This is a genomic window from Frigoribacterium salinisoli (assembly GCF_054781095.1).
Genome location: NZ_BAAGVB010000003.1, coordinates 113,279 through 135,847 on the forward strand (window position 1 = coordinate 113,279; position 22,569 = coordinate 135,847).

A 22,569-nucleotide genomic window follows, 5' to 3' on the forward strand; every position below is an offset into this window, starting at 1 on the left:
CCCCGAAAAGGAACCCCTGTGAACTTCAAGCGCACCGGCAGCATCGCGGCCATCGCCGCGGTCGGCACCCTCCTCCTCGCGTCCTGCGCGTCCAACGAGGGCGGCTCCTCGACCGAGGGCTCGAGCGACTCCAGCCTCTCCGGCACGATCGCCGGCATCGGCGCCTCGTCGCAGGGCTCGGCGCAGGAGGCCTGGACCGCAGGCTTCCAGACCGCGAACCCCGACGTGACCATCAACTACGACCCGCAGGGCTCCGGCGGCGGCCGTGAGAGCTTCATCGCGGGCGCCGCGGCCTTCGCCGGCTCGGACCGCGCCTTCAAGAAGGACGAGATCGAGTCCAGCACCTTCGCGGGCTGCACGCCCGACACCGGCATCGTCGAGCTGCCCGCGTACGTCTCCCCCATCGCGGTCATCTACAACCTCGAGGGCGTCGACGAGCTCAACCTCAGCCCGACGGTCCTCGCCGGCATCTTCAGCGGCGAGATCACGAGCTGGGACGACCCCCAGATCGTCGCCGACAACCCCGACGCCGAGCTGCCCTCGACGACCATCACGGCCGTGCACCGCTCGGACGACTCGGGCACCACCGAGAACTTCACCGACTACCTGCACGCCACGGCGCCCGACGCCTGGACGGAAGAGCCCGACGGCGTGTGGCCCGAGTCCTTCGGCGGCGAGGGTGCGAACCAGACCACCGGCATGGTGGACGCCGTCAGCAACGGCACCGGGACCATCGGCTACGCCGACGCGTCGCGCGCCGGTGACCTGGGCGTCGCCAAGATCAAGGTCGGCGACGAGTTCGTCACCTACTCGCCCGAGGGTGCCGCCGCGATCGTCGACGCCTCCCCCGAGGAGGAGGGCCGCACCGAGGGCGACATCGCCATCGAGATCGACCGCAGCTCGACCGAGTCGGGCGTCTACCCGATCGTCCTCGTGAGCTACCTCATCGCCTGCGAGTCCTACGAGGACGAGGCGCAGGGCGAGATCGTCAAGGAGTACCTCTCCTACGTGACGAGCGACGAGGGCCAGCAGGTCGCGGCCGACGCCGCGGGCAGCGCGCCCATCTCGAGCGAGCTCTCGGAGCAGGTCTCCTCGGCCATCGAGCTCATCAAGTAGCACGGCACCACCCCGGGCCCGGGACCGCCTCCGGGCGGTCCCGGGCCGTCGGCCTGACAGGGCCGCCGCCCGACCCGAACAGCACGGCCCCAGCTCGAGACACGGAGGAACCCGGCCGATGACAGCCCCCGCCACGACCCCTGCGACCGCGCGGACGCCGCGCGTGCGCCGCAGTCCGGCCGACCGCATCTTCTCCACGAGCACGGTGGTCGCCGGAGGGCTGATCCTCGCGATCCTCGCGGCCGTCGCGCTCTTCCTCATCGTCCAGAGCATCCCCGCGATCACCTCCGACCCCGACGACATCTCGCTGTCGGGCTTCCCGGACTCCTTCTGGCAGTACGTCGGCCCGTTGGCCTTCGGCACGGTCTACGCGGCCGCCCTGGCGCTCCTCATGGCCCTCCCCGTGGCCGTCGGCATCGCGCTCTTCATCTCCCACTACGCGCCCCGACGCCTCGCGCAGGGGCTCGGCTACGTCGTCGACCTGCTCGCAGCGGTCCCCAGCGTCGTCTTCGGCCTCTGGGGCAGCATCGTGCTCGCCCCGGCCATCCAGCCCTTCTACTCATGGCTCGTCGACACCTTCGGGTGGTTCCCCCTCTTCGCCGGCCCGGTCTCCGGCACCGGCCGCACCCTCCTCACGGCCTCGATCGTCCTCGCGGTGATGATCCTGCCGATCGTCACGGCACTGAGCCGCGAGGTGTTCCTGCAGACGCCGACCCTGCACGAGGAGGCCGCCCTCGCCCTCGGCGCGACGCGCTGGGAGATGATCCGCGTGGCCGTCCTCCCGTTCGGCCGCCCGGGCGTCATCTCGTCCGCCATGCTCGGCCTCGGTCGGGCGCTCGGCGAGACCATGGCCGTGGCGCTCGTGCTCTCGCCCGCGCTCGTGATCAACCCGGCGATCCTCACCTCGACGAACTCGTCGACCATCGCCGCCAACATCGCCCTGCGCTTCCCCGAGGCGCACGACATCGGCATCAACACGCTCATCGCGACCGGCCTCGTGCTCTTCGTCATCACCCTGATCGTCAACTCAATCGCCCGCTACGTCATCAACCGCCGCAAGGCCTTCTCGGGAGCGAACTGATGGCCACCACCACCGCGGCGGCCACGCGCCCCGCCTCCCGCACCGTCAACACGCTCACCACGGGCCGCCTGCCCCGGTACAGCCCGCTCGCGATCCTCGTCGGCAGCTGGCTCGTCATGCTCGTCGCGTTCGGCCTCCTGGCCGCGGCGGGGGTCACCGACGGCCTCAACTGGCCGACGGCGATCGTGCTGGGCACGATCCTCTACACGGTGCTCGTCTTCGTCGTCTCGTACCAGGTCGAGGGCGTGCGCCGTGCGAAGGACCGCGTCGTCACCACGCTCGTGAGCGCCGCCTTCGTCATCGCCGTCGTGCCGCTGGTCTCGCTGCTCGTCACCGTGATCACCTCCGGCGCCGCGCGCCTCGACGGGGACTTCTTCTCGATGTCGATGCGGAACGTCGTCGGCGCCGGCGGAGGCGGCCTGCACGCCCTCACGGGGACGCTGCTCATCACGGCGCTCGCCACGGTGATCTCCGTGCCGATCGGCCTGCTCACCGCGATCTACCTCGTCGAGTACGGCCAGGGGCGCCTCGCCCGTGCCATCACCTTCTTCGTGGACGTCATGACCGGCATCCCGTCGATCGTCGCCGGCCTGTTCGCCTACGCCCTCTTCGTCCTCTTCTTCGGCGAAGGGGTCCGCATGGGCGCGGCGGGCTCGGTCGCGCTCGCGGTGCTGATGATCCCCGTGGTCGTCCGGAGCACGGAGGAGATGCTCAAGCTCGTCCCGAACGAGCTCCGCGAGGCGTCCTTCGCCCTCGGCGTGCCGAAGTGGCTCACGATCCTCAAGGTCGTGCTCCCCACGTCCATCGCGGGCATCGTCACGGGCGTCATGCTCTCCATCGCACGCGTGATCGGCGAGACGGCCCCGCTACTCATCACCGCCGGCTTCACGGCGAGCATGAACTACGACCTCTTCGACGGACGCATGCAGTCGCTCCCGGTGTTCGCCTACAGCTCCTACGTGAGCCAGGGCACCGACGCGGCCGCCTACATCGACCGCGCCTGGACCAGCGCGCTGACGCTGATCCTCATCGTCATGGCGCTCAACCTCCTGGCCCGCCTCATCGCCCGCCTGTTCGCCCCCAAGCTCGGCCGCTGACGCCGCCCTCTCCCGAAAGAAGCAGCACATGTCCAAGCGCATCGAGGTCAGCGACCTCAACGTCTACTACGGCAAGTTCAAGGCCGTCGAGGACGTCGACATCACGATCGAGCCCCGCACCGTCACCGCCTTCATCGGCCCCTCCGGCTGTGGCAAGTCGACGTTCCTCCGCACGCTCAACCGCATGCACGAGGTGATCCCCGGCGCGTACGTCGAGGGCCAGGTCCTCGTCGACGGCAACGACCTCTACGGCCAGGGCGTCGACCCCGTGCTGGTCCGCCGCCAGGTGGGCATGGTGTTCCAGCGCCCCAACCCGTTCCCCACCATGAGCATCCGCGACAACGTGCTCGCCGGCGTCAAGCTCAACAACCGTCGCATCACGAGGTCCGACGCGGACGCCCTCGTCGAGAAGTCGCTCCAGGGCGCCAACCTCTGGAACGAGGTCAAGGACCGCCTCGACAAGCCCGGCTCGGGCCTCTCCGGCGGCCAGCAGCAGCGCCTCTGCATCGCGCGCGCCATCGCCGTGTCGCCCGACATCGTCCTCATGGACGAGCCGTGCTCCGCCCTCGACCCCATCTCGACGCTCGCCATCGAGGACCTCATCGAGGAGCTCAAGCAGCAGTACACGATCGTCATCGTCACCCACAACATGCAGCAGGCCAGCCGCGTGAGCGACAAGACGGCGTTCTTCAACATCGCGGGCACGGGCAAGCCCGGCAAGCTCATCGAGTACGACGAGACCGCGAAGATGTTCTCCAACCCGAGCGTCCAGGCGACCGAGGACTACGTCTCGGGCCGCTTCGGCTGATCGGCACGGCCCTGCGGGGCGGACGGCAGGAGGCGGTGGTCCCGATCGGGACCACCGCCTCCTGCCGTTTCCGGGGCGCTACGCGCTCTGGATCACCGCGATGGGCTCCGAGGTGGGGCTCTCGGACCCGCCCTGCGGCTCGATCGTGATGCCGATGGTGTCGCCCTGCTGCATCGTGCCGTCGAGCACCTGCGTGAGCGGCGAGGATGACGAGACGCCGAACGTGCCGGCCGGGGCCGCTCCCGACTCGTTGATGTACCAGAGCTCGTACGTCTGGTCGCCGGGCAGCGACGTGAGGCCGTCGACCACGACCGCCGAGCGCTGCAGCTCGTTCGACCAGACCAGGGCGGCCGTGCCGCCGGTGCTCACGTCGGTCACCGCGCGCTGGAAGTCCTCGGCCGCGTAGATCTCCTCGATGCCCGACGCCTGCTGCTGTTCCTGCTGGGCGGGCGCGGTGAGCTGGCCGATCACGGCACCGCCGCCGAAGAAGAGGGCTGCCGCCGCGGCCGAGGCCGCGAGGATGCCGACGGGGCGGGTGAACCACCGGGCGCGCGCCGCTCCCGTGGGGGCCAGCACCGCGCCTCCTGCGCGCTCGTCCTCGACGGGCTCGACCGTCGGGGTCGGCACGCGGGCGGGCTCGGCCGTGCCGGCCTGCTGGTCGCTCGTGCTGGTGCTGGTGCCGGTGCTCTCGTCGAGGCGGGGCAGCTGCGGGGTCGACGCGATCGCGGCCATGAGGCCGGCCCGCACCGACGCCGACGGCGTCACCGGCTCGAGGGCGTGCGCCATGAGCAGCGTGGTCTCGGTCAAGCCGGTCACCTCCTCGGTCAGGTCGTCGGACTCGGCGAGCCGGGCCTCGAAGGCCCGACGCTCGTCGTCGGTCAGTGCGTTCAGGACGTACGCGCCGGAGAGCGCGTCCGTGTCGTGGTCGTCGCGTCCGCGACGGCCGGTCGTCGTGGGGTCGTCAGGACCGGTCACGATGCCACCCCCATCTCGTCGCGCAGGCGGATCATGCCGTCGCGCAGTCGTGTCTTGACCGTGCCGAGCGGCACGTTGAGCATCCCGGCCACCTCGCTGTGGCTGAAACCTCCGTAGTAGGCCAACTCCACCGCCTGCCGTTGCAGCTCGGTGAGCCGGGCCAGCGCCCGCGTCACACGCTCGTGCTCGAGGCGGATCTCGACCTTCTCGCTGACCTGGTCGTACTCGGTCTCGTGGTCGCGGATGCCGATGCGCACGTCGCGGTCACGGCCGGCCTGCGAGGCGCGCACCCGGTCCACCGCACGACGGTGGGCCATCGTCAGCATCCAGCTGGCGGCGCTGCCCCGCGTCGTGTCGAAGCGGGTCGCGGTCTGCCAGATCTCGAGGAACACCTCCTGGGTGACCTCCTCGGACTGGGAGTGGTCCTTCAGCAGCCGCTTCACCAGGCCCATCACGCGGGGCGCCGTCTGGTCGTAGAGCTCGCCAAAGGCCTGCTGGTCGCCCTGCGCCGCCTTGACGAGCAGCTCGTCCGGCGTGGCCGGCTGCTCGGCTGCGCTCATCTCGATGTCTCGGGTCACGAGTGCAAGCATGTCAGGTCCACCTCCTCGTCCGTCCTGTCGTCGGTCGTCGTGCGTGACCGGTCCTCCACCGGCACCGTCTGGGACGGCCTCGACGAGGCCCGCTGCCGTGGAGGACCGGCTCGGCGTCCGCCCCAGGGAGTGGGCGGTGCCGGGGAGATCAGTCGATCCCTCACGTGTAGGAGTTCGGCACCGGGAGCAGGGCGGATTGCCCCGGATGGCGTCCCGCCGCGGGTGGTGCCGGGGGCGAGGCAGCGCAGGAGGCGGGTGAGCGGCGACGCCCGTCGGTCACCTGGGGCGCTCACCCGGTCGTCGTCGCGCTGCGGCCCCGACGGTGGTCGTCGGGTCGTCGCGCCGCGGGGTCGTGGCGCCTTCGCTGCTCGTCGCGCCGCGGGGTCGTGGCGCCTTCGCTGCTCGTCGCGCCGTGGGACGGGAGCCCCGCCGCGAGGGAGCCGTGCTCGACCTCGCCAGGGGCGGGTGGGAGGGGGTGCCGGACCGCAGAAACGCCTCTCGGCGGAAGGCCGCTCGCAGCGGCGAATTTTGGAGCCCGGGGTTTGCTGCGGCCCGGCTCGATCGAGTGTAGACGACCTCGGAAGGGCTCGTCGGGTGCGTTCGCCCGGTGCGAACGGGGGTGGCGCGGACGGTTGCGTCGTCCCGCCGGATGGGCGAGTTCGTCGTCCCCGGGCCGACGCGGACGCCCGAGGACGACGGACTCGCCCGTGCCGGCTCCCGGGTGGGTCAGTCCAGGCTGCCGTCGCGCCAGAGCGCGGCGCAGGCGGTGAGGTCGACCGCGAGCTCGGACCAGCGCAGGGCCCGCCGCGTCAGCTCGCTGCTGCGCTCGTCACCCGCGTGCTCGTCGAGGTCGTCCGCGACCGAGGTGGCGCCGTCGGCCGTGAGCCGGCAGAACGCGGCCCCGCGGTCGAGGGCGAGCGAGAAGTCGCCCTCGAAGGCGCCCCGCAGGATCAGGTCGGCCAGGTCGAGGATCTCCCCCGGGGTCGCGGGGTCGGGAGCACCCGCCACGACCGGGTCGATCGTGCGCGACGTCTCGCTGCCACGTTCGAACAGGAGGGTCGTCTCGGCCGGGTTCGCCCGGATCGCCGCCCGCACCAGGTAAATGCGCCACAGCGCCCCCGGCAGGGTGTGCGGGCTCGCGCGCGCCCACAGCTCGGCGACGACGTCGATGCCGTGCGAGTCGGTGAAGGTGACGAGGCGGTCCAGGATCTCGGGCGCCGGGTCGTGCTTGACGCGCGCGACGAGCGCCGCGGCCGACTCGTGGGCGACGCGGTTCAGCGTGGCGGGGTCGGCGCCGCCCTGGTACGCCTCGAACTCCTGGTTCGTGAACTGCGTGGGGCGGTGGAACTCTCTGGGCACTGGCCCACGATAGGCGTCGCCACAGTCATCCGCACCGGGTGTCGCCCAGGGCGAACGGACCAGGTCGGCGGTCGCACTCGATCGCGTAGGGTTGACGGGCAACGGGCCTCTAGCTCAGTCGGTAGAGCATCGGACTTTTAATCCGCGGGTCGTGGGTTCGAGCCCCACGGGGCCCACCTGGAGCAGCCCCACCCCACTGCCGTGCACCCCACTGCCGCACCCCCACCCCCGAGCCCCTCCTCCGAGCTCTCCGCGCGACCGCCGTCGATGTGACCCGACCTGCGGCCTCGGGGGCGCGCAGGCGACATCGAGCGTCACCTCGACGACCGCGGTGCAGGCGGGCGGGCGTGGCAGGCGGGTGAGCTGCGCGGCGGGGCGGGGACGCGCCTCCTGCGCGGGGGAAGGGGAGACGTGCCCCCACCCCGAAGGGCGGGGGCACGCTGCGCCGCGAGCGTCTCGTCCGTCGGATCAGGAGACGAACGTGCGCGTCAGCGGCGACGTGCACCCGGTAACCAGCCGGGATGCACAGATGACCCTAACCCCGCGGGAGAGTCGCCACCATGCGCATCAGCGGGCTCTTGCGGTATTCGGACATCTCTCACGGCCCCCGTCCTGGCGACGCCCCGTCGGGGGCCACCGGCGCAGGACCCTCCTCGCGCGGTCGGGACCGCCTGCGCACCGGGCAGCAGCCCCAACAGCCCGGCAGCCCCGGCAGCCCCGGCAGCCCCGGCAGCCCCGGCAGCGAGGCTCAGTCCGCGGGGAGGTACCGCACTCCCCACACGGCCGTGGCGGTCTCGCCCTCGTCGAGCCAGCGCAGGCCGTCGCCGGTGGCGAGCGCGTTCGCCGGTGCCGTCATCGGCTCGGCGGCGAGTGCCAGGCCGAGCACCCCGTCGCGAGGGAAGTCGCGGGGCGTGAAGACCTGCACGTGGGGGTAGGCGGCGTCCTGCCAGAGCTCGACGCCGCTGCCGTCGGGGGCGCGGACCGTGGTGCGGCGCACGCCCTCCGCGTCCGCGGCGACGTCGCGGTAGGCCGTGTCGAGGTCGAGGTCGCCCACGCGCGGCCCGTGCCTGAGGTCGTACGCCGTGCCGTCGACGGGCTCCGTGCCGGTCGGGATGCTCCGCTCGTCGGTCACGTAGCGCGTCGCGGCGTCGAGGGTCACCGTGAGGTCGGCGACGTCGTGGTCCCCGACGCGGAAGAACGGGTGCGAGCCGAGCGCCCACGGCGCGCGACCCGGTCCGACGTTGGTGATGGTGTGGGTGACGACCATGCCGTCGTCGACGAGCTCGTGCCGCACCGTGACGTCGAGCTGGAACGGCCACCCGTGCTGCGGGTGCACGGTCGCAGCCTGCGTGACGGCGTGGGGGTGGTGCTCGACGACCCGGTACGCCGTCCAGCGGAGCAGGCCGTGGCTGGCGTTGCCCTTCGAGGGTTCGGTGAGGTCGAGCTGCTGCACCTCGCCGTCGAGCTCCCACCGGCCGTCGGCGACGCGGTTGGGCCACGGCACGAGCGTGATGCCGCACGCGGACGGCGGGATGCTCGTGCTCGGGAACGTCTCGACGAGCGCGATGCCGTCGACGGCGAGCGCGCGGAGCCCCGCCGCCACCTGGGTGACGGTCGCGGTGACGGTGCGCTCGCCCGCCTGCAGGGTCAGGTCGTACTGGTCTCCGGTGGGACTGGTCACGGCGCCTCCTCGGTGGTGCGGGTGCTGACGGTCGCGTCAGGGTCAGGAGTCGCGACCCCGGCTGGTCCCGGGGAGGTCGCGTCCGCCTCGACGACGGTGAGGCCGGCCGCGCGCAGCTCGGCGACCGCCCCGGGCGCGGCCCCGGCGGTGACCAGCCCCTCGAACGCGGCGAGGGGGCCGATCACGCCGATGTGCGCCTCCCCCAGCTTGCTCCCGTCGGCGACGATGTAGGACCGCCGTGCGGTCGCGGTCATGAGCCGCTTGACGTCGGTCTCGGGCAGGTTGACGTTGGTGACGCCGTGCCGGGCGTGCACGCCGGTGCAGCCGATGAAGGCGATGTCGGCGGTGATGCTCGCCAGGACGCTGCTGGCGAGCGGGTCGACGAGGGAGTGCTGCAGCGGGCGCAGCGTGCCCCCGCTCACGACCACCGTGAAGCGCGGCACGGCCTGCTCGAGGGCGAGGGCGATGGTGAGGCCGTTCGTGACGACGACCACGTCGTGCAGGTCGGCGCGCTCGAGGAGCGCCAGGGCGATCTGGGTGGTGGTCGTGCCCACGTCGAGCACGACGCAGTCCCCGGAGCGCACGAGGGCGGCGGCCGTCACGGCGACGGCCCGCTTGGCCTCGGCGCCGACCTCGCTCTCCTCCTCGAAGGGCCGCTCGGCGGCTCGGCGGTCGGTTGACAGGGCGCCCCCGTGCACCCGCGCCACGAGCCCGCCCGCGACGAGCTGCTCGAGGTCGGTGCGGATCGTCACCTCGGACAACCGGAACTCGCGTGCGAGCTCGGCGGTGCGCACGAAGCCCCGCCGAGCGACGAGGTCGGCGATGCGCTCGCGGCGCAGCCCCGCGGGCGCGCGGCCCGGGGAGGCGGGCTCGTCGAGGGCAGGGTCCGCCGGGGCGGCGCCTGCTCGTGCGGGGCCTGCCGGGGACGGGGTGGCGGTCACGCCGACAGTTTCGTATGCTTTCAGGTGCTTTCGCAACTGCAAGCCCGCCGGGCTCGCGGTCGACACGAACGAGGAGCGACGGTGGGCATCACGACACGGAGCACGACGCTGGCCGACGGCCGCGAGCTCATCTACTTCGACGACGCCGACACGACGCTCGGCCCCGAGCGCCGCGCCGACGCGCGCACGCTCGACCCGCGCCCCGAGACGGCCTCGATGCGACAGGACCCCTTGACCGGCGAGTGGGTCTCCATCGCCGCGTCGCGGCAGAACCGCGTGCACCTGCCGCCGGCCGAGCTCGACCCGCTGTCGCCCGCCTCGCCGACGAACCCCAGCGAGATCCCCGACCTCTACGACGTGGCCGTCTTCGAGAACCGCTCCCCCTCGTTCGGCCCGATGCTCGAGGGCGACGGGGCGCCGACGGGCCTCGACGACCTCCGCGAGGTCGGCATCGGCCGCACGCGCCGCAGCGTCGGCCGCTGCGAGGTCGTCTGCTTCAGCCCCGAGACCCACGGCTCGTTCGCCGACCTGAGCGAGTCGCGCGCCCGCACCGTGGTCGAGGCCTGGGCGCACCGCACCGCGGCCCTCTCGGCCCTGCCCGGGGTCCAGCAGGTGTTCCCGTTCGAGAACCGCGGCGAGGCCATCGGCGTCACGCTGCACCACCCGCACGGGCAGATCTACGCCTACCCCTACGTCACGCCGCGCACGACGCGGCTGCTCGACAGCATCGCCTCCTACGGTCCCGACCTCTTCGCCGACGTCCTCGAGTCCGAGCGCGGCAGCGAGCGCGTCGTGCTCGCGGGCGAGCACTTCACGGCCTTCGTGCCGTTCGCCGCGCGCTGGCCGATCGAGCTGCACCTGCTGCCGCACCGCCACGTGCCCGACTTCGCCGGCCTCACCGAGGCGGAGCGCGACGAGCTCGCGGTCCTGTACCGACGCCTCCTGCGCGGCATCGACGCCCTCTACGACGACCCCACGCCCTACATCTCGGCGTGGCACCAGGCGCCGGTGCACACCGGGCGCGACACCGTCCGGCTCATGCTGCAGATCACGTCGCCCCGCCGTGCCGAGTCGCGGCTGAAGTTCCTGGCCGGCTCGGAGGCGGCGATGGGAGCCTGGGTCGGCGACCTCGTGCCCGAGGCCCAGGCACAGCGACTGCGAGAAGCGATGGAGCGCGCATGACCACCGACACCCCCACCCCCGGCTTCGCCGACGTCTTCGACACCGAGCCCGTCGGCCGCTGGTCGGCACCCGGCCGCGTCAACCTCATCGGCGAGCACACCGACTACAACGACGGCTTCGTGCTGCCGTTCGCCATCGACCGTCGCACGACCATCACGGTGGGTCGTCGCGGCGACCGCCTGCTGCGCGTGAGCAGCACGTTCGAGCCCCGCGTCGTGCACGAGGTGTCGCTCGACGAGCTCCGGCCGGAGGCCCTCGACGGCTGGTCCGCGTACGTCACCGGCGTCGCCTGGGCCCTGGGCGAGGCACCGTCGCGGTCCACCTCCCCCGCCTTCTCGGCCGCGGGCGGCGACGTCAGCGGCATCGACCCCGCGACGTTCACGGGGCTCGACGTCTTCGTCGAGTCCGACGTGCCCGTCGGAGCCGGGCTCTCGTCGTCGGCCGCCCTCGAGTGCTCCGCCGCGCTGGCGTTCGACGAGCTCTGGGGCCTCGGCCTCAACCGGCAGACCCTCGCGGCCGTCGGCCAGCTCAGCGAGAACGAGGCCGTGGGCGCGCCCACCGGCATCATGGACCAGTCCGCGTCGCTGCTCGGTCAGGTCGACTCAGCGGTGTTCCTCGACTGCCGCAGCCTCGACGCCGAGGTCGTCGCCCTGGGGTTCGCCGAGGCCGACCTCGAGCTGCTCGTCGTCGACACCCACGTCGAGCACGCCCACGCCACCGGCGGGTACGCCGACCGACGTGCCTCGTGCGAGCGCGGCGCCGAGGCTCTCGGCGTGACGTCGCTGCGCGACCTCGACCTCGACGACCTGCCGAGGGCCACCGAGGTGCTCGACGACGAGACGTTGCGCCGCGTGCGCCACATCGTCACCGAGAACCAGCGCGTGCTCGACACGGTCCGCACGCTGCGCGAACGCGGGGCGACCGCGATCGGCGACCTCCTCGACGCCTCGCACGTGTCGATGCGCGACGACTTCGAGATCTCGGTGCCCGAGCTCGACCTCGCCGTCGCGACGGCCCAGGCCCACGGTGCCGTCGGCGCCCGCATGACCGGCGGCGGGTTCGGCGGTTCCGCCATCGCGCTCGTCCGTGCCGGCGACCGCGACGCGATCGCCGCCGCCGTCGAGGCCGCGTTCGCCGACGCTGGTCACACGGCGCCCACGATCTTCACCGTCACCGCCGCGCAGGGCGCCCGCCGCGACGCCTGACCGGCGCGACGCGCACGGGGCCGGGCACCGCGCGCCGGCCGCGGCGCAGGAGGCGTGACACGCGGCGCGGCCGGTGCCGGCAGGGCGCCGCGCGGGCCGGGCCGGGCGCGGGCCGCGAAGGCCGGGCGTGCCGCGGGCGGCACCACGTCCGGGTGACACGGCTTCTCCGACAACACACGAGCGGGCCCGCACGTGCCACGTCGGAGGACCCGCGTCACGTGCGGGCCCCAGGGCCGGGCGCACCCGCCCCGGCGCGGCGCCCGGCCGCGTCAGCGGCGCTCGGCGGCCTCGACCACGTTCTTGAGCAGCATGGCGCGCGTCATCGGTCCGACTCCGCCGGGGACGGGCGACAGGTGCCCCGCCACATCGGCCACGCCGCGGTCCACGTCCCCGCGGAGCTTGTGCTTGCCGCTGGCCTCGTCGAGCACGCGGGTGATGCCGACGTCGATGACGGCCGCGCCGGGCGCGACCCAGTCCGGCTTCACCAGGCCCGCGACTCCTGCCGCGGCCACGACGATGTCGGCGCGGCGCACCTCGGCGGCCACGTCGACGGTGCGCGAGTGGGTGAGGGTCGCGGTCGCCTCGAGCCTCGTGAGCAGGAGCCCGAGCGGACGTCCGACGGTGAGCCCCTGGCCGACGATGGTCACGTGCCGTCCGGCGATGGGCACGTCGTAGGCGCGCAGCATCTCGACGATCCCCCGCGGCGTGCACGGCAGGGGCGTGTCGATCGTGCCCTTGCCACCGGGGACGGCGAGCACGAGCTCACCGAGGTTGACCGGGTGCAGGCCGTCGGCGTCCTTCGCCGGGTCCATGAGCTCGAGCATCACCGTCGGGTCGATGCCCTCGGGCAGCGGCAGCTGGATGATGAAGGCCGTGACCGCGGGGTCGTCGTTCATGGTCGCGATCGCGACCCGGATGTCGGCCTCGGTCGCGGTCTCGGGCAGGTCGATCCGGATCGACTCGATGCCGACCTCGGCACAGTCGCGGTGCTTCCCCGCCACGTACGACAGCGAGCCGGGGTTCGCCCCGACGAGGATCGTGCCCAGCCCGGGCACCACGCCCCGGGCGCGCAGGGCGTCGACCCGCTCGCGCAGCTCGTGCTTCACCGTGGCGGCCAGGGCTGTCCCGTCGACGACGATCGCGCTGTCGGGCCCGCCGAAGCGGCGCGGCTCCGTAGTGCCGGGCTCGCCCGTCACGCCTGCCGAGCCCGACACGCCTGCCGAGCCCGTCACGCCGACCGCTCCCGTCTCGCCGACCCCGCCCGTCGCGCTCGTCGCGCCACCGGCTCCTGCGCCGTCGCCGGAGGCGGTGCCGACGTCACCGACGCCGGCACCGGTCGTGCCCGTGCTCACGCGTAGAGCGGGAACGCGTCGGCGAGGGCCTTCACCCGGGCCGCGAGGGCCTCGAGGTCGGGCTCGTGCTTGAGCGTCTCGGCGATGATGTCGGCCACCTCGGTGAACTCGGCGTCGCCGAAGCCGCGGGTCGCGAGCGCCGGGGTGCCGATGCGCACGCCGGAGGTCACCATCGGCGGGCGAGGGTCCCACGGGACCGAGTTGCGGTTCACGGTGATGCCGACCTCGTGCAGGCGGTCCTCGGCCTGCTTGCCGTCGACCTCGCTCGTGCGCAGGTCGACGAGCACGAGGTGCACGTCGGTCCCGCCGGTGAGCACGTCGATGCCGGCGGCCTTGGCGTCGTCGGCGGTGAGGCGCTCGGCGAGGATGCGCGCGCCGCGGATGGTGCGCTCCTGGCGGTCCTTGAACTCGGGCTCGGCGGCGAGCTTGAACGCGGTCGCCTTGGCGGCGATGACGTGCATGAGGGGCCCGCCCTGCTGCCCGGGGAACACCGCCGAGTTCAGCTTCTTGAAGAGCGGCTCGTGGTTCGAGAGGATCACGCCCGAGCGCGGCCCGGCGAGGGTCTTGTGCACGGTCGACGAGACGACGTGCGCGTGCGGCAGCGGCGACGGGTGCAGCCCCGCGGCGACGAGGCCGGCGAAGTGCGCCATGTCGACCCAGAGGTAGGCCCCGACCTCGTCGGCGATCGCGCGGAAGGCGGCGAAGTCGAGCTGGCGGGGGTACGCCGACCAGCCGGCGATGATGACCTTCGGCTCGTGCTCGAGCGCCTGGCGGCGCACGGTCTCCATGTCGATGAGGTACGTCTCGGGGTCGACCTCGTAGGCGACGGCGTTGTAGAGCTTGCCCGAGAAGTTGAGCTTCATGCCGTGGGTGAGGTGGCCACCGTGCGACAGCTCGAGCCCGAGGATCGTGTCGCCGACCGTCGCGAGCGCGGCGAGGACGGCGGCGTTGGCCTGCGCGCCCGAGTGGGGCTGCACGTTGGCGTACTCGGCCCCGAACAGCGACTTGGCGCGCTCGATGGCCAGGTTCTCGGCGACGTCGACGAACTCGCAGCCGCCGTAGTAGCGGCGGCCCGGGTAGCCCTCGGCGTACTTGTTCGTGAGCACGGAGCCCTGCGACTCGAGCACGGCGCGGGGCACGAAGTTCTCGGAGGCGATCATCTCGAGCGTGCCGCGCTGGCGGCCGAGCTCCTGCTCGAGGACGGCGGCGATCTCGGGGTCGACCTCCGAGAGCGGCTGGTTGAAGGTCGACGGGAAGGACTGGCTGTCGGTCATGGACTGCTCCTCGGCACACGGGACGGACGGGGGGTCTGGTCTGGCGTGGCGGCCCAGGCGTACGGCCACCGCTCGTGTGTCAGTCGCTCCCCGGTGGTGGTCCACCTCAACGCCAGTCGCGACCGGGCCAGCATAACGCAGCACCCCTGCACAGGGCAGGGCACGGGCCGGTCGTGCGACGGCCCGCGGACGTCCGGGGCACGGGCAGGTGCCGCGTGCGACGCTGGGGCGGTGAGCATGACCAGCGAGCTGACCGACACGCGACTGCGCGCGGCCCCCGACGTGCCCTGGACGACGATCGTCTGGGACGACCCCGTCAACCTCATGTCGTACGTGGCGCACGTCTTCCAGCGCTACTTCGGCTTCAGCCGGGCGACGGCCGAGGCGCTCATGATGCGCGTGCACCAGGAGGGCCGGGCCGTCGTCGCGACCGGCCCGCGTGAAGAGATGGAGCGCCACGTCGAGGCCATGCACGAGCACGGCCTGCACGCCACCGTCGCGAAGGCCGACGAGTGATGCCGGTCCGCCGCGAGGGCGGCATCGACCCCGGCGGCGTCCGCCTGACCCTGGCCGAGCACGAACGAGGCCTGCTGGTCGACCTGGCGGGGCAGCTGGGCGGACTGCTCGAGGGGGGCGACCGGCGCGACGGGGCCGTGGCGCGCCTCCTGCCGTCCGCCTACCCGGACGACGCCGAGGCCGACGCGGAGTTCCGCCGCTGGACGTCCGACGACGTCACGGCGCGCAAGCTCGAGGGCGCCCGCACCGTCGCCCGGCTGTTCGCCGCCGACCAGGGCGAGGGCGTCCTGCTCGACGACGAGCGGCAGCAGGCGCTGCTGCGCACCCTCACCGACCTGCGGCTGGTGCTCGGTCAGCGCCTCGGCGTCACCGCGGACGGCTACGACGAGACCGACGACGAGCACGAGCTCGTGCTGCGCGACGTGTTCGACTGGCTCGGCTGGGTGCAGGAGTCGCTGCTCCAGGCGATCACGGAGGCCACGCCAGACGGCGACTGAGCGGGCGCAGCGCACGAGGGCCTGGTCGCCACGCGCGCGGCGGTCGCGACCGCCGCGCCGCGCGTCAGCGGCGGCGGACGGTGCGCGGCGTCGACCCCTCCTTGGGGAACAGCACCCAGAGCACGATGTAGAGGACGAACTGCGGCCCGGGCAGCAGGCACGACAGCACGAAGAGCAGGCGGACGAGGAACGGGCTGACGCCGAACCGGAAGGCCAGGGCGGCGCAGACGCCGGCGATGACCTTGCCGTGGCGGGGACGAGTGAGGGTTGTCATGTGCTCCAGCGTGGCAGCGCGGGCTGCGGGACGCCCGGGGGCCAGCCCCCCCCCAGGACGACGGGTGGTCGGCATCGGGCACGCCCCGCCCCCGGGACGGGGGCCACGGGGTGCCGTCCCGCGGCGGCACCCGGCATGCAGTACGACGGTACGATGGCTCCGTCGGCCCGGGGAGGGTCCGAGCACGGGACGGGGGAAGCGTGGCGCAGGCACGGTCGGGCGAGGCCCTCGGGGCGGGGTGGCGCCTCGTCGACCTGATCGGCTCGGGTGCCGCGGGCGAGGTGTGGCGCGTCAGCGCGCAGGCCGGGGGCGAGGAGGCCGCCGCGAAGCTGCTCAAGCCCGAGCACGCCGACGACGCGTCGGTCGTGGAGCGCTTCGTCCGGGAGCGCTCGGTCCTGCTCTCGCTGCAGCACCCCGCGGTCGTGCGGGTGCGCGACCTCGTCGTGGAGGGCGACCGCCTGGCGATCGTCATGGACCTCGTGCCCGGCGGTTCGCTCCGCGACGTCCTCGCCGAGCGCGGCACGCTGCCCCCTGCGGACGCGCTCTCGCTCGTCGCCGAGGTCCTCGACGCCCTGGCCGCGGCCCACGTGCAGCAGGTGTCGCACCGCGACGTGAAGCCCGACAACGTGCTGCTGGCCGAGCCGTGGCACCCGGGCCTGCGCGGCGCGGTGCGCGTCGGCGACTTCGGCATCGCGAGCGTGGTGGGCGAGCGCGAGCGGACGACCACGGGCCTCCTGGGCACCCCCTGGTACATGGCCCCCGAGCTCATCAGCCACGGGCGGTCGGGCCCCGAGGCCGACGTGTACGCCGCGGGCGTCGTGCTCTACGAGCTGCTCGCCGGCCGCACGCCGTTCGCCGGGCCGGGCACCGACTTCACGGTCGCCTACCGGCACGTCACCACCGTGCCCCCGGAGCTCGACGTGCCCCCCGCCGTCTGGGCCGCCCTCTCGGCGATGCTCGCGAAGGACCCTTCGGCGCGCCCGACGGCGGGCGAGGCGGCGGCCCGGCTGCGGCGGCTCGCGCCCGGCCTGGACGGCACGCCGGCGCTCGCGCCCGAGTCGGCGCCCGGCGACTTCACGGAGGTCGAGCGCCCCGCCACCGTCGTGCGTGGTGCCGCCGCGGCCCCGGCGGCCGCTCCCCCGGTCGACCTCGACGGCGACGCCGACGCCGAGCCGCTGCCCGATCTCGGCTCGGACAGATCGCGCACCATCGTGCGGCCGATGCCCCGACGCGAGGTGCGCGCCCCTGTCACCGCCACCGCGCCTCCTGAGCAGGCCCCCGGCAGGAGGCCCGCCTGGCTCACGAACCGGGTGGCCGTCCTCGGCGTGGCCGGCCTGGCCGTCGCGGGGCTGCTCGTCGCCGGGGTGGTGCGGTTCCTCCCCGACTCCCCGGGCGAGCCGGGCTCGACGCCGGTCGCGGCGACGGCCCACCAGCAGGACCCTGCCCTGCCGACGGGCCTCACGGTCTCGCGCGACGCCGCGTACGACCCCGACCAGGGCCGCGTGCGCCTCACCCTCACCTACGCCGCGCAGACGGCGCCGCTCTCCGGCACGCTGCTCGAGGTCGTGCCCGGTGCGGGCGAGGGCGACGCGTGCCCGCCGGTGACCTGGTCGTCGGTGACGGCGACGCGCAACGTCGCGAGCGTCACGGGCCTCACGACCGACTGCGCCTGGTCGCTGGACGACGTCGAGGTGCCCGCGGGCGAGCAGCTCGTGGTCGAGGCCACGCTCCCGCTCGAGCTCGCCGACGCGCCCGCGCTCGACGCCTGGCTCGACGGGGCGGCCGCGGCGACGGCGGAGGCCGTGGGTGACGACGGCGTGACGAGCACCGCCTACCCGGTGCAGCGTCTCCGGGGCGTCGAGGTCCGCACCCCGCCGCGCACGGTCAGCCAGACGGCGCTGCCGGTGGTGCTCGTGCCGGTGTGGCCGAACGGTCCCGACGAGCTGTCGCCCCTCTACTCGAGCCCGGCCACGGGGTCGCCGTCGCAGCTGTTGCAGGACGTCGCGGGCGGCGAGGCGGGCGTGCGCTTCGTCGACGGCTGCTCGGGAGCCCTGGCGGTCTCGTCGGACGGCCTCGTCGTGACGGCCCTCTCGGTCGCCCCGTCGTGCGTGCTGCGCGCGACCGTGGGCAACTTCACGGCGCTCGAGAGCTCGCCGTTCAGCATCACGACGCGCGACTGAGCCGGCCCGACGCTCGGCGACCTGCTCGGGCTCGGCGGTCTGCTCGGGTGCAGCGGACCGGGCTCGGCGGCCTGCTCGCGCTCAGCGGCCCGGGCCCGCGGACCGGGCTCCGCGGCTCGGGCTCAGCGGCCCGCGCTCAGCGGCTCGGGCTCATCGTCTGCACGAGCCTGACCTGCCCGCCGACGCAGGCGTAGCCGCGCCCCTGGGTGAGGGCGACGGGCGCCCGTCGGGGCAGGGTCGAGCCGAGCAGCTCGCCGTCGTAGTCGACGTCGGGCTGGAGCAGCACGCCGCACCGGGCCTTGCGGACCGTCTTGGTCCAGTGGCTGTAGAGCGTGCGGAGGTCGGCGCTGCGACCGGCCGCGACGACGACGAGCTGGGGCCGGCCCGAGGCGAGCAGGGTCGCGAGCGCCTGGTCGGCGTCGTCGATGCGCTCGGCGTCGTCGACGAGCAGCACGACGGGGCCGCGCTCGAGCCGCAGCGACGCGAGCAGGCCGGGGATCTCGTCGGCCCCGACGGCGACGCGGTCGAGGTCGGCCGTCGCGAGCGGCGACCGGCGGTCGCAGATGCCCCACACCGCGGGGTGCGCTCCCCCGGGTGCGGAGCGCACGGACTCGGCGAGCGCCAGCAGGAGGGTCGACTTGCCCGAACGGGCCGGTCCCGCCACGAGCACGTGCTCACCCTCGTAGATCTCGAGGGCCGCGGGGCTGAGGTCGTCCTCGCCGAGGCCGACGGGCAGCAGCCACGGTTCGCCCTCGAGCGACGGGGTGGCGCCGAGCTCGGCGACGGTGAGGTCCTCGGGGAGCTGACCGATGGCCTGCGGCTTGGGGGCGGCGTCGCCCCAGGTGGCGGCGACCCGGGCGACGGCCTCGGCGAGGGAGCCGTCGGGCGTCGCGACGTGCAGCTGCAGCCTGGTGCGCACGTCGACGCAGCGGCCGGGCACGGGTGCCGGCACGGTGCTGCCGCGGATGCCCATCGAGGCGTAGTCGTAGGCGTCGGCGAGGCGGAACAGCCAACGCTGCGTCGTGACCTCCTCCATGGCGGTGGGCACGGCCTTGGCGCGGCTCGACGACACGGCGAACGAGAGGCCGAGCGCGGGGCCCTCGGCGTAGACCCGGTAGAGCAGGTCGAGCAGCTGCTGGCCCTCGTAGTCCCCGAGCTCGTCGCGCAGGGCGGCGAGCCCGTCGATGAGCACGAGGGCCCGACGGCGCGTGCCGGTCGCGCCCCGGCGATGCTCGAGCTCGGCACGGAGGTGGCGCAGGAACCGTGCCTGCTGCTCCTTCGCCCCGGTGCCCGAGCCCACGTAGGCGACGGTGTGCGGCAGGTCGGCGAGGGGTGCGAGCTCGCGCGAGCCGAGGTCGAGCACGAGCAGGTCGAGCTCGTCGGGGGGCAGCTGGCCTGCCGCGGTGAGCGCGAGGCTCGCGAGGGTGGTGCTGGTGCCGCTGCCCGGGATCCCGAGCAGCAGGAGGTTGCCCTCGTCGAGGTCCCACCCGGTGGCGCTCTGCCGCTGCAGGTCGGGCTCGTCGGCGAGGGCCACCCGCACGACGTCGTCGTGGACGTCGCCGACGGCGGGCAGCCCGTCGTGCTCGGCCGCACCGCCCGCGGGGCCGGCGAGCGCGACCCGCTCGCCCAGGGCCTCCGGCCAGACCTGCCGCGGCGGGGCGAACCCCTCGGCGGCGTTCGCCTCGACGACGGCGTCGATGAGCAGGTCGAGGTCGACGGCGTCGGTCGACGAGGCGCGCGGCGGTGCCGGGCGCGGTGCGGGCACGCCGAAGGGGCTGGTCGCGCGCACGTCGACGAGCGCGGCGGCGGCCTCGGCGGCGCGGCCGGTGACGAGGGCGGTCTGCACGGGCGTGATGTCGTCCTGGCCGAGCTTGACGTAGGCGCGGCCGGTCTGGGCGCGGCCGATCCCCGCGGCGGCGGGCACGCCGATAACGTTCGACGAGTCGTCGCGGCTCTGCACGCGGAGGGCGACGCGCAGGTTGGTGTTGGCGAGGATGTCCTCGTTGACGACGCCGGCGGGGCGCTGCGTCGCGAGGATCATGTGCACGCCGAGCGTGCGCCCGACGGCCGCGACGCTGACGAGCGAGCTGAGCACGTCGGGGAAGTCCTTGGCGAGCATGGCGAACTCGTCGACGACGAGCAGGAGGCGCGGCATGGGTTCGGCGGGCCCGGTCGCCAGGTACGCGTCCAGGTTGTCGATGTCGTCGCCGGCCTGGGCGAACACGCGCTGGCGGCGCTGCATCTCGGCCTCGAGCGCGCGGAGCGCCCTGTCGGCGAGCTGCTCGTCGAGGTTGCTGATGGTGCCGATGGTGTGGGGCAGCCGCTCGCAGGCCTTGAAGGCGGCGCCGCCCTTGAAGTCGATGAGCACGAAGGTGAGCCGCGTCGGGTCGTTGCGCGCGGCGAGGCCGGCGACGAGCGAGCGCAGGAACTCGCTCTTGCCCGAGCCGGTTGTGCCGCCGACGAGGCCGTGCGGGCCGTCCTTGACGAGGTCGAGGGTGAGGACTCCCGTCTCCGACGAGCCGATGGGGGTCGAGACGCCCGTGGGGGCGGCCCAGAGCGCCCGGACGGCGGCGGCGTCGAGCTGCTGCTGGCCGAGCAGCTCGGGCAGGCGCACGAGCGACGGCAGTGAGGCGCCGGGCACGACGAGCTCGGGGTCGTCGAAGTGGGCGAGGTGGCGGGCGCACTCCTCGGCACGGGTGGGGGCGACGCCGGCGAGCACGACGTCGTCGACGCGCGTGCGGTCCTCGGGGCGGTGCACGGTCGCGGCGGAGTCGTCGCCGACGTGCACGACCGAGGTGCAGGCGGCCGGCAGCTGCTCCTCCGACGTGGCGATGACGATGCCGCTCACGCGGTGGCGGCGCTCCCCGGGCCGGAGCGACCGGCCGGCCTCGGAGCGCCCGTGTCCGAGCAGCGCTCGCGCGGGGGCGTCCCGGCCCTCGGTGAGCACCTCGGAGTCGAGCACGACGAGCATCGCGGGCGTGGGCAGGTCGTCGGCGGTCTCGCGGAGGCCGCGGAGCATCGCGGCGCTCGACTCGCGCTGGTCGGACATCCAGCGGTCGCCGGTGCTGCTGCCGGTCTGCCGGGTGTGCGGCAGCCAGGAGGCCCAGGCCCAGTCGTCGGTGCGGCCGCGGTCGCAGAAGACGCCGACGGTGAGGTCGGCCGGCCCACAGTGCACGGCGGCCTGCGCGAGCAGGCTGCGGGCGAGGGCCAGGGCTCCGGCCCGGTCGCCGACGATGCCGACGACGCCCGCGTCGGTGAGGTCGACGACGACGGGCGCGGCCGGCAGGCGGCTGTCGGCGAGGGCCTCCTTGACGGCGTCGTCGCGACGGACGATGCCGCGGTCGTCGACCTGGGGCTGCCAGGGCACGTCGCCCGTGCCGGCGTGCAGGGCGAGGAAGTCGTCGTCGTCGGCCCGCCGCTGCCAGAGCAGCGTGGACGGCAGGGCGGCGCGACGGAGGACGGTGGCCGGGTCGGGGGCGAGGTCCTGACGTCGGCGCACCTCCTGCTCGGCGGCGGCGGCGATCTCGGCGCGGAAGTCGGCGACGGCGCCCGTGAAGCGCTCCTCCTCCTCCTTGAGGCCGCGCTTGCGACGCTGTTTCTGCTCGAACCACATGCCGACGGCCATCACGGGGCTGAGCAGGGCGAAGAGGGCGAAGCGCGCGTCGCCGAGCACGACGACCATGGTGCCCGCGAGGACGAGCGGCGCGATGACGGTGATGTAGTTGAACTTGGAGGCCGGCGGGACCTCCTTGCGCGTGGGCGGGACCACGGGTTCGACGTCGTCGACCTTGCCGGGGCGGGGCGGCCGGTTGAACGGGGCGGTGGCCGCGGGCGTGAGGTTGTGCAGGCTGCCGGGTGCCGGGGCGGGCACCTCGTCGAGCCGCGGGCGCACGAGCAGCACGGCGCCGCCGACGAGGACGGTCGTGGCCTCGGTGAGCCGCTGCCCGTCGTCGCCGACGCGCTCCCCCGCGATGACGGTGCCGTTGGTCGACCCGGCGTCACGGACGACGACGCCCTCGCCCTCGTCGTCCGTGTCGAGCTCGATCGTGCAGTGCTCCCACGACGCGCTGGCGGTCGGCAGCACGAGGTCGGCCTGGGGTGCGCGGCCCACGACGAGGGGACGCGTGCGCGGCACCTCGACGACGGCGCCCGCGTCGGTGCCGCCGGCGAGGGTGACGTTCCAGCCGGCGAGGCGGCGCGGTCGGCGCGTGGGCGTGCGCCCGATGCGCGACCCCTCGAGGAGGAGGACCTCGGCGAGCGGCGTCGACACGGGGGCCGCGGACTCGTCGACGAAGAGGTCGTCGTCGGGCCCGGGCGCGGGTGCACCGGCGGCCTGGACGAGGTCGCGGAGCGTGGCGGTGCCCTGCCAGCGGTCCACGTCGATGCTGCGTCGTTCGTCGTCGAGCTCGATCTGCACGCGCATGCGCGTCGTCCTCTCCTC

Annotated in this window: 18 protein-coding genes, 1 tRNA gene and 1 riboswitch; of the genes, 10 read left to right on the forward strand and 9 right to left on the reverse strand. The window is 73.9% G+C overall.

Features of this window, described 5'->3' with window-relative positions:
* The first annotated feature begins 18 nt into the window (after positions 1–18).
* The 4 genes from pstS (at position 19) to pstB (ending at position 4,102) form a co-directional block, all read left to right on the forward strand.
* On the forward strand, positions 19–1,116 hold the full coding sequence (gene pstS, locus ACYVHQ_RS08595) for a phosphate ABC transporter substrate-binding protein PstS (protein WP_460512082.1): 1,098 nt from the start codon (positions 19–21) through the stop codon (positions 1,114–1,116).
* Between the two features lie 118 nt (positions 1,117–1,234).
* A complete protein-coding gene (gene pstC, locus ACYVHQ_RS08600) occupies positions 1,235–2,197 on the forward strand; it encodes a phosphate ABC transporter permease subunit PstC (RefSeq protein ID WP_460512084.1) in 963 nt (320 codons plus the stop codon).
* Positions 2,197–3,294, forward strand: a complete 1,098-nt coding sequence (gene pstA / locus ACYVHQ_RS08605; protein ID WP_460512086.1) for a phosphate ABC transporter permease PstA — start codon at positions 2,197–2,199, stop codon at positions 3,292–3,294. The genes pstC and pstA overlap by 1 nt, the downstream gene beginning before the upstream one ends.
* Before the next feature lie 28 nt (positions 3,295–3,322).
* Complete coding sequence (gene pstB, locus ACYVHQ_RS08610) at positions 3,323–4,102, forward strand: phosphate ABC transporter ATP-binding protein PstB (protein ID WP_460512088.1); 780 nt, start codon at positions 3,323–3,325, stop codon at positions 4,100–4,102.
* A 78-nt stretch (positions 4,103–4,180) separates the two neighbouring features.
* Here the strand turns inward: pstB and ACYVHQ_RS08615 are convergent, their stop codons facing one another.
* The 3 genes from ACYVHQ_RS08615 to ACYVHQ_RS08625 all read right to left on the reverse strand — a co-directional run bounded on the left by ACYVHQ_RS08615 (position 4,181) and on the right by ACYVHQ_RS08625 (position 7,026).
* The gene (locus ACYVHQ_RS08615; protein WP_460512090.1) at positions 4,181–5,077 is read right to left on the reverse strand and encodes an anti-sigma factor; all 897 of its coding nucleotides are present in this window, start codon (positions 5,075–5,077) and stop codon (positions 4,181–4,183) included.
* The gene (locus tag ACYVHQ_RS08620) at positions 5,074–5,667 is read right to left on the reverse strand and encodes a sigma-70 family RNA polymerase sigma factor (RefSeq protein WP_460512091.1); all 594 of its coding nucleotides are present in this window, start codon (positions 5,665–5,667) and stop codon (positions 5,074–5,076) included. The genes ACYVHQ_RS08615 and ACYVHQ_RS08620 overlap by 4 nt, the downstream gene beginning before the upstream one ends.
* A 726-nt stretch (positions 5,668–6,393) precedes the next feature.
* On the reverse strand, positions 6,394–7,026 hold the full coding sequence (locus tag ACYVHQ_RS08625) for a DNA-directed RNA polymerase subunit beta (RefSeq protein WP_460512093.1): 633 nt from the start codon (positions 7,024–7,026) through the stop codon (positions 6,394–6,396).
* 103 nt (positions 7,027–7,129) lie between these two features.
* Here ACYVHQ_RS08625 and ACYVHQ_RS08630 point away from each other — a divergent pair.
* A tRNA-Lys gene (locus ACYVHQ_RS08630) sits at positions 7,130–7,202 on the forward strand.
* A gap of 572 nt (positions 7,203–7,774) precedes the next feature.
* Here the strand turns inward: ACYVHQ_RS08630 and ACYVHQ_RS08635 are convergent.
* Both ACYVHQ_RS08635 and ACYVHQ_RS08640 read right to left on the reverse strand, forming a co-directional pair.
* Positions 7,775–8,707 (reverse strand): aldose 1-epimerase family protein, encoded by a 933-nt coding sequence (locus tag ACYVHQ_RS08635; RefSeq protein WP_460512095.1) that lies wholly within the window; start codon positions 8,705–8,707, stop codon positions 7,775–7,777.
* Complete coding sequence (locus ACYVHQ_RS08640; RefSeq protein ID WP_460512097.1) at positions 8,704–9,648, reverse strand: DeoR/GlpR family DNA-binding transcription regulator; 945 nt, start codon at positions 9,646–9,648, stop codon at positions 8,704–8,706. The genes ACYVHQ_RS08635 and ACYVHQ_RS08640 overlap by 4 nt, the downstream gene beginning before the upstream one ends.
* Positions 9,649–9,729: 81 nt before the next feature.
* On the opposite strand from ACYVHQ_RS08640, the gene galT reads away from it, so the two are divergent.
* Positions 9,730–10,830, forward strand: coding sequence for a galactose-1-phosphate uridylyltransferase (galT, locus tag ACYVHQ_RS08645; protein ID WP_460512099.1), 1,101 nt, complete (start codon positions 9,730–9,732; stop codon positions 10,828–10,830).
* Positions 10,827–12,035: a galactokinase gene (galK, locus tag ACYVHQ_RS08650; RefSeq protein WP_460512101.1), complete on the forward strand. Its 1,209-nt coding sequence runs from the start codon at positions 10,827–10,829 to the stop codon at positions 12,033–12,035. Before galT ends, galK begins: the two co-directional genes overlap by 4 nt.
* A 269-nt stretch (positions 12,036–12,304) precedes the next feature.
* On the opposite strand, the gene ACYVHQ_RS08655 is transcribed toward galK, so the two are convergent.
* Together ACYVHQ_RS08655 and glyA are read right to left on the reverse strand one after the other, a co-directional pair.
* The gene (locus ACYVHQ_RS08655) at positions 12,305–13,231 is read right to left on the reverse strand and encodes a bifunctional methylenetetrahydrofolate dehydrogenase/methenyltetrahydrofolate cyclohydrolase (protein ID WP_460512576.1); all 927 of its coding nucleotides are present in this window, start codon (positions 13,229–13,231) and stop codon (positions 12,305–12,307) included.
* Positions 13,232–13,383: 152 nt separating this feature from the next.
* Entirely contained in the window at positions 13,384–14,661 is a 1,278-nt protein-coding gene (glyA, locus tag ACYVHQ_RS08660; RefSeq protein WP_460512102.1) for a serine hydroxymethyltransferase, read from the reverse strand.
* A gap of 44 nt (positions 14,662–14,705) precedes the next feature.
* A riboswitch (ZMP/ZTP riboswitch) is annotated at positions 14,706–14,791 on the reverse strand.
* A 107-nt stretch (positions 14,792–14,898) separates the two neighbouring features.
* Here glyA and clpS point away from each other — a divergent pair.
* Positions 14,899–15,177 (forward strand): ATP-dependent Clp protease adapter ClpS, encoded by a 279-nt coding sequence (gene clpS / locus ACYVHQ_RS08665; protein ID WP_460512577.1) that lies wholly within the window; start codon positions 14,899–14,901, stop codon positions 15,175–15,177.
* Positions 15,177–15,674, forward strand: coding sequence for a DUF2017 family protein (locus ACYVHQ_RS08670; RefSeq protein ID WP_460512104.1), 498 nt, complete (start codon positions 15,177–15,179; stop codon positions 15,672–15,674). The genes clpS and ACYVHQ_RS08670 overlap by 1 nt, the downstream gene beginning before the upstream one ends.
* Positions 15,675–15,738: 64 nt before the next feature.
* Here ACYVHQ_RS08670 and ACYVHQ_RS08675 read toward each other — a convergent pair whose 3' ends face one another.
* The gene (locus tag ACYVHQ_RS08675; RefSeq protein ID WP_460512105.1) at positions 15,739–15,948 is read right to left on the reverse strand and encodes a PspC domain-containing protein; all 210 of its coding nucleotides are present in this window, start codon (positions 15,946–15,948) and stop codon (positions 15,739–15,741) included.
* A 200-nt stretch (positions 15,949–16,148) separates the two neighbouring features.
* On the opposite strand from ACYVHQ_RS08675, the gene ACYVHQ_RS08680 reads away from it, so the two are divergent.
* Entirely contained in the window at positions 16,149–18,128 is a 1,980-nt protein-coding gene (locus ACYVHQ_RS08680) for a serine/threonine-protein kinase (protein ID WP_460512107.1), read from the forward strand.
* 136 nt (positions 18,129–18,264) lie between these two features.
* Here the strand turns inward: ACYVHQ_RS08680 and ACYVHQ_RS08685 are convergent, their stop codons facing one another.
* Positions 18,265–22,551 (reverse strand): FtsK/SpoIIIE domain-containing protein, encoded by a 4,287-nt coding sequence (locus ACYVHQ_RS08685; RefSeq protein ID WP_460512109.1) that lies wholly within the window; start codon positions 22,549–22,551, stop codon positions 18,265–18,267.
* Between the last annotated feature and the right edge of the window lie 18 nt (positions 22,552–22,569).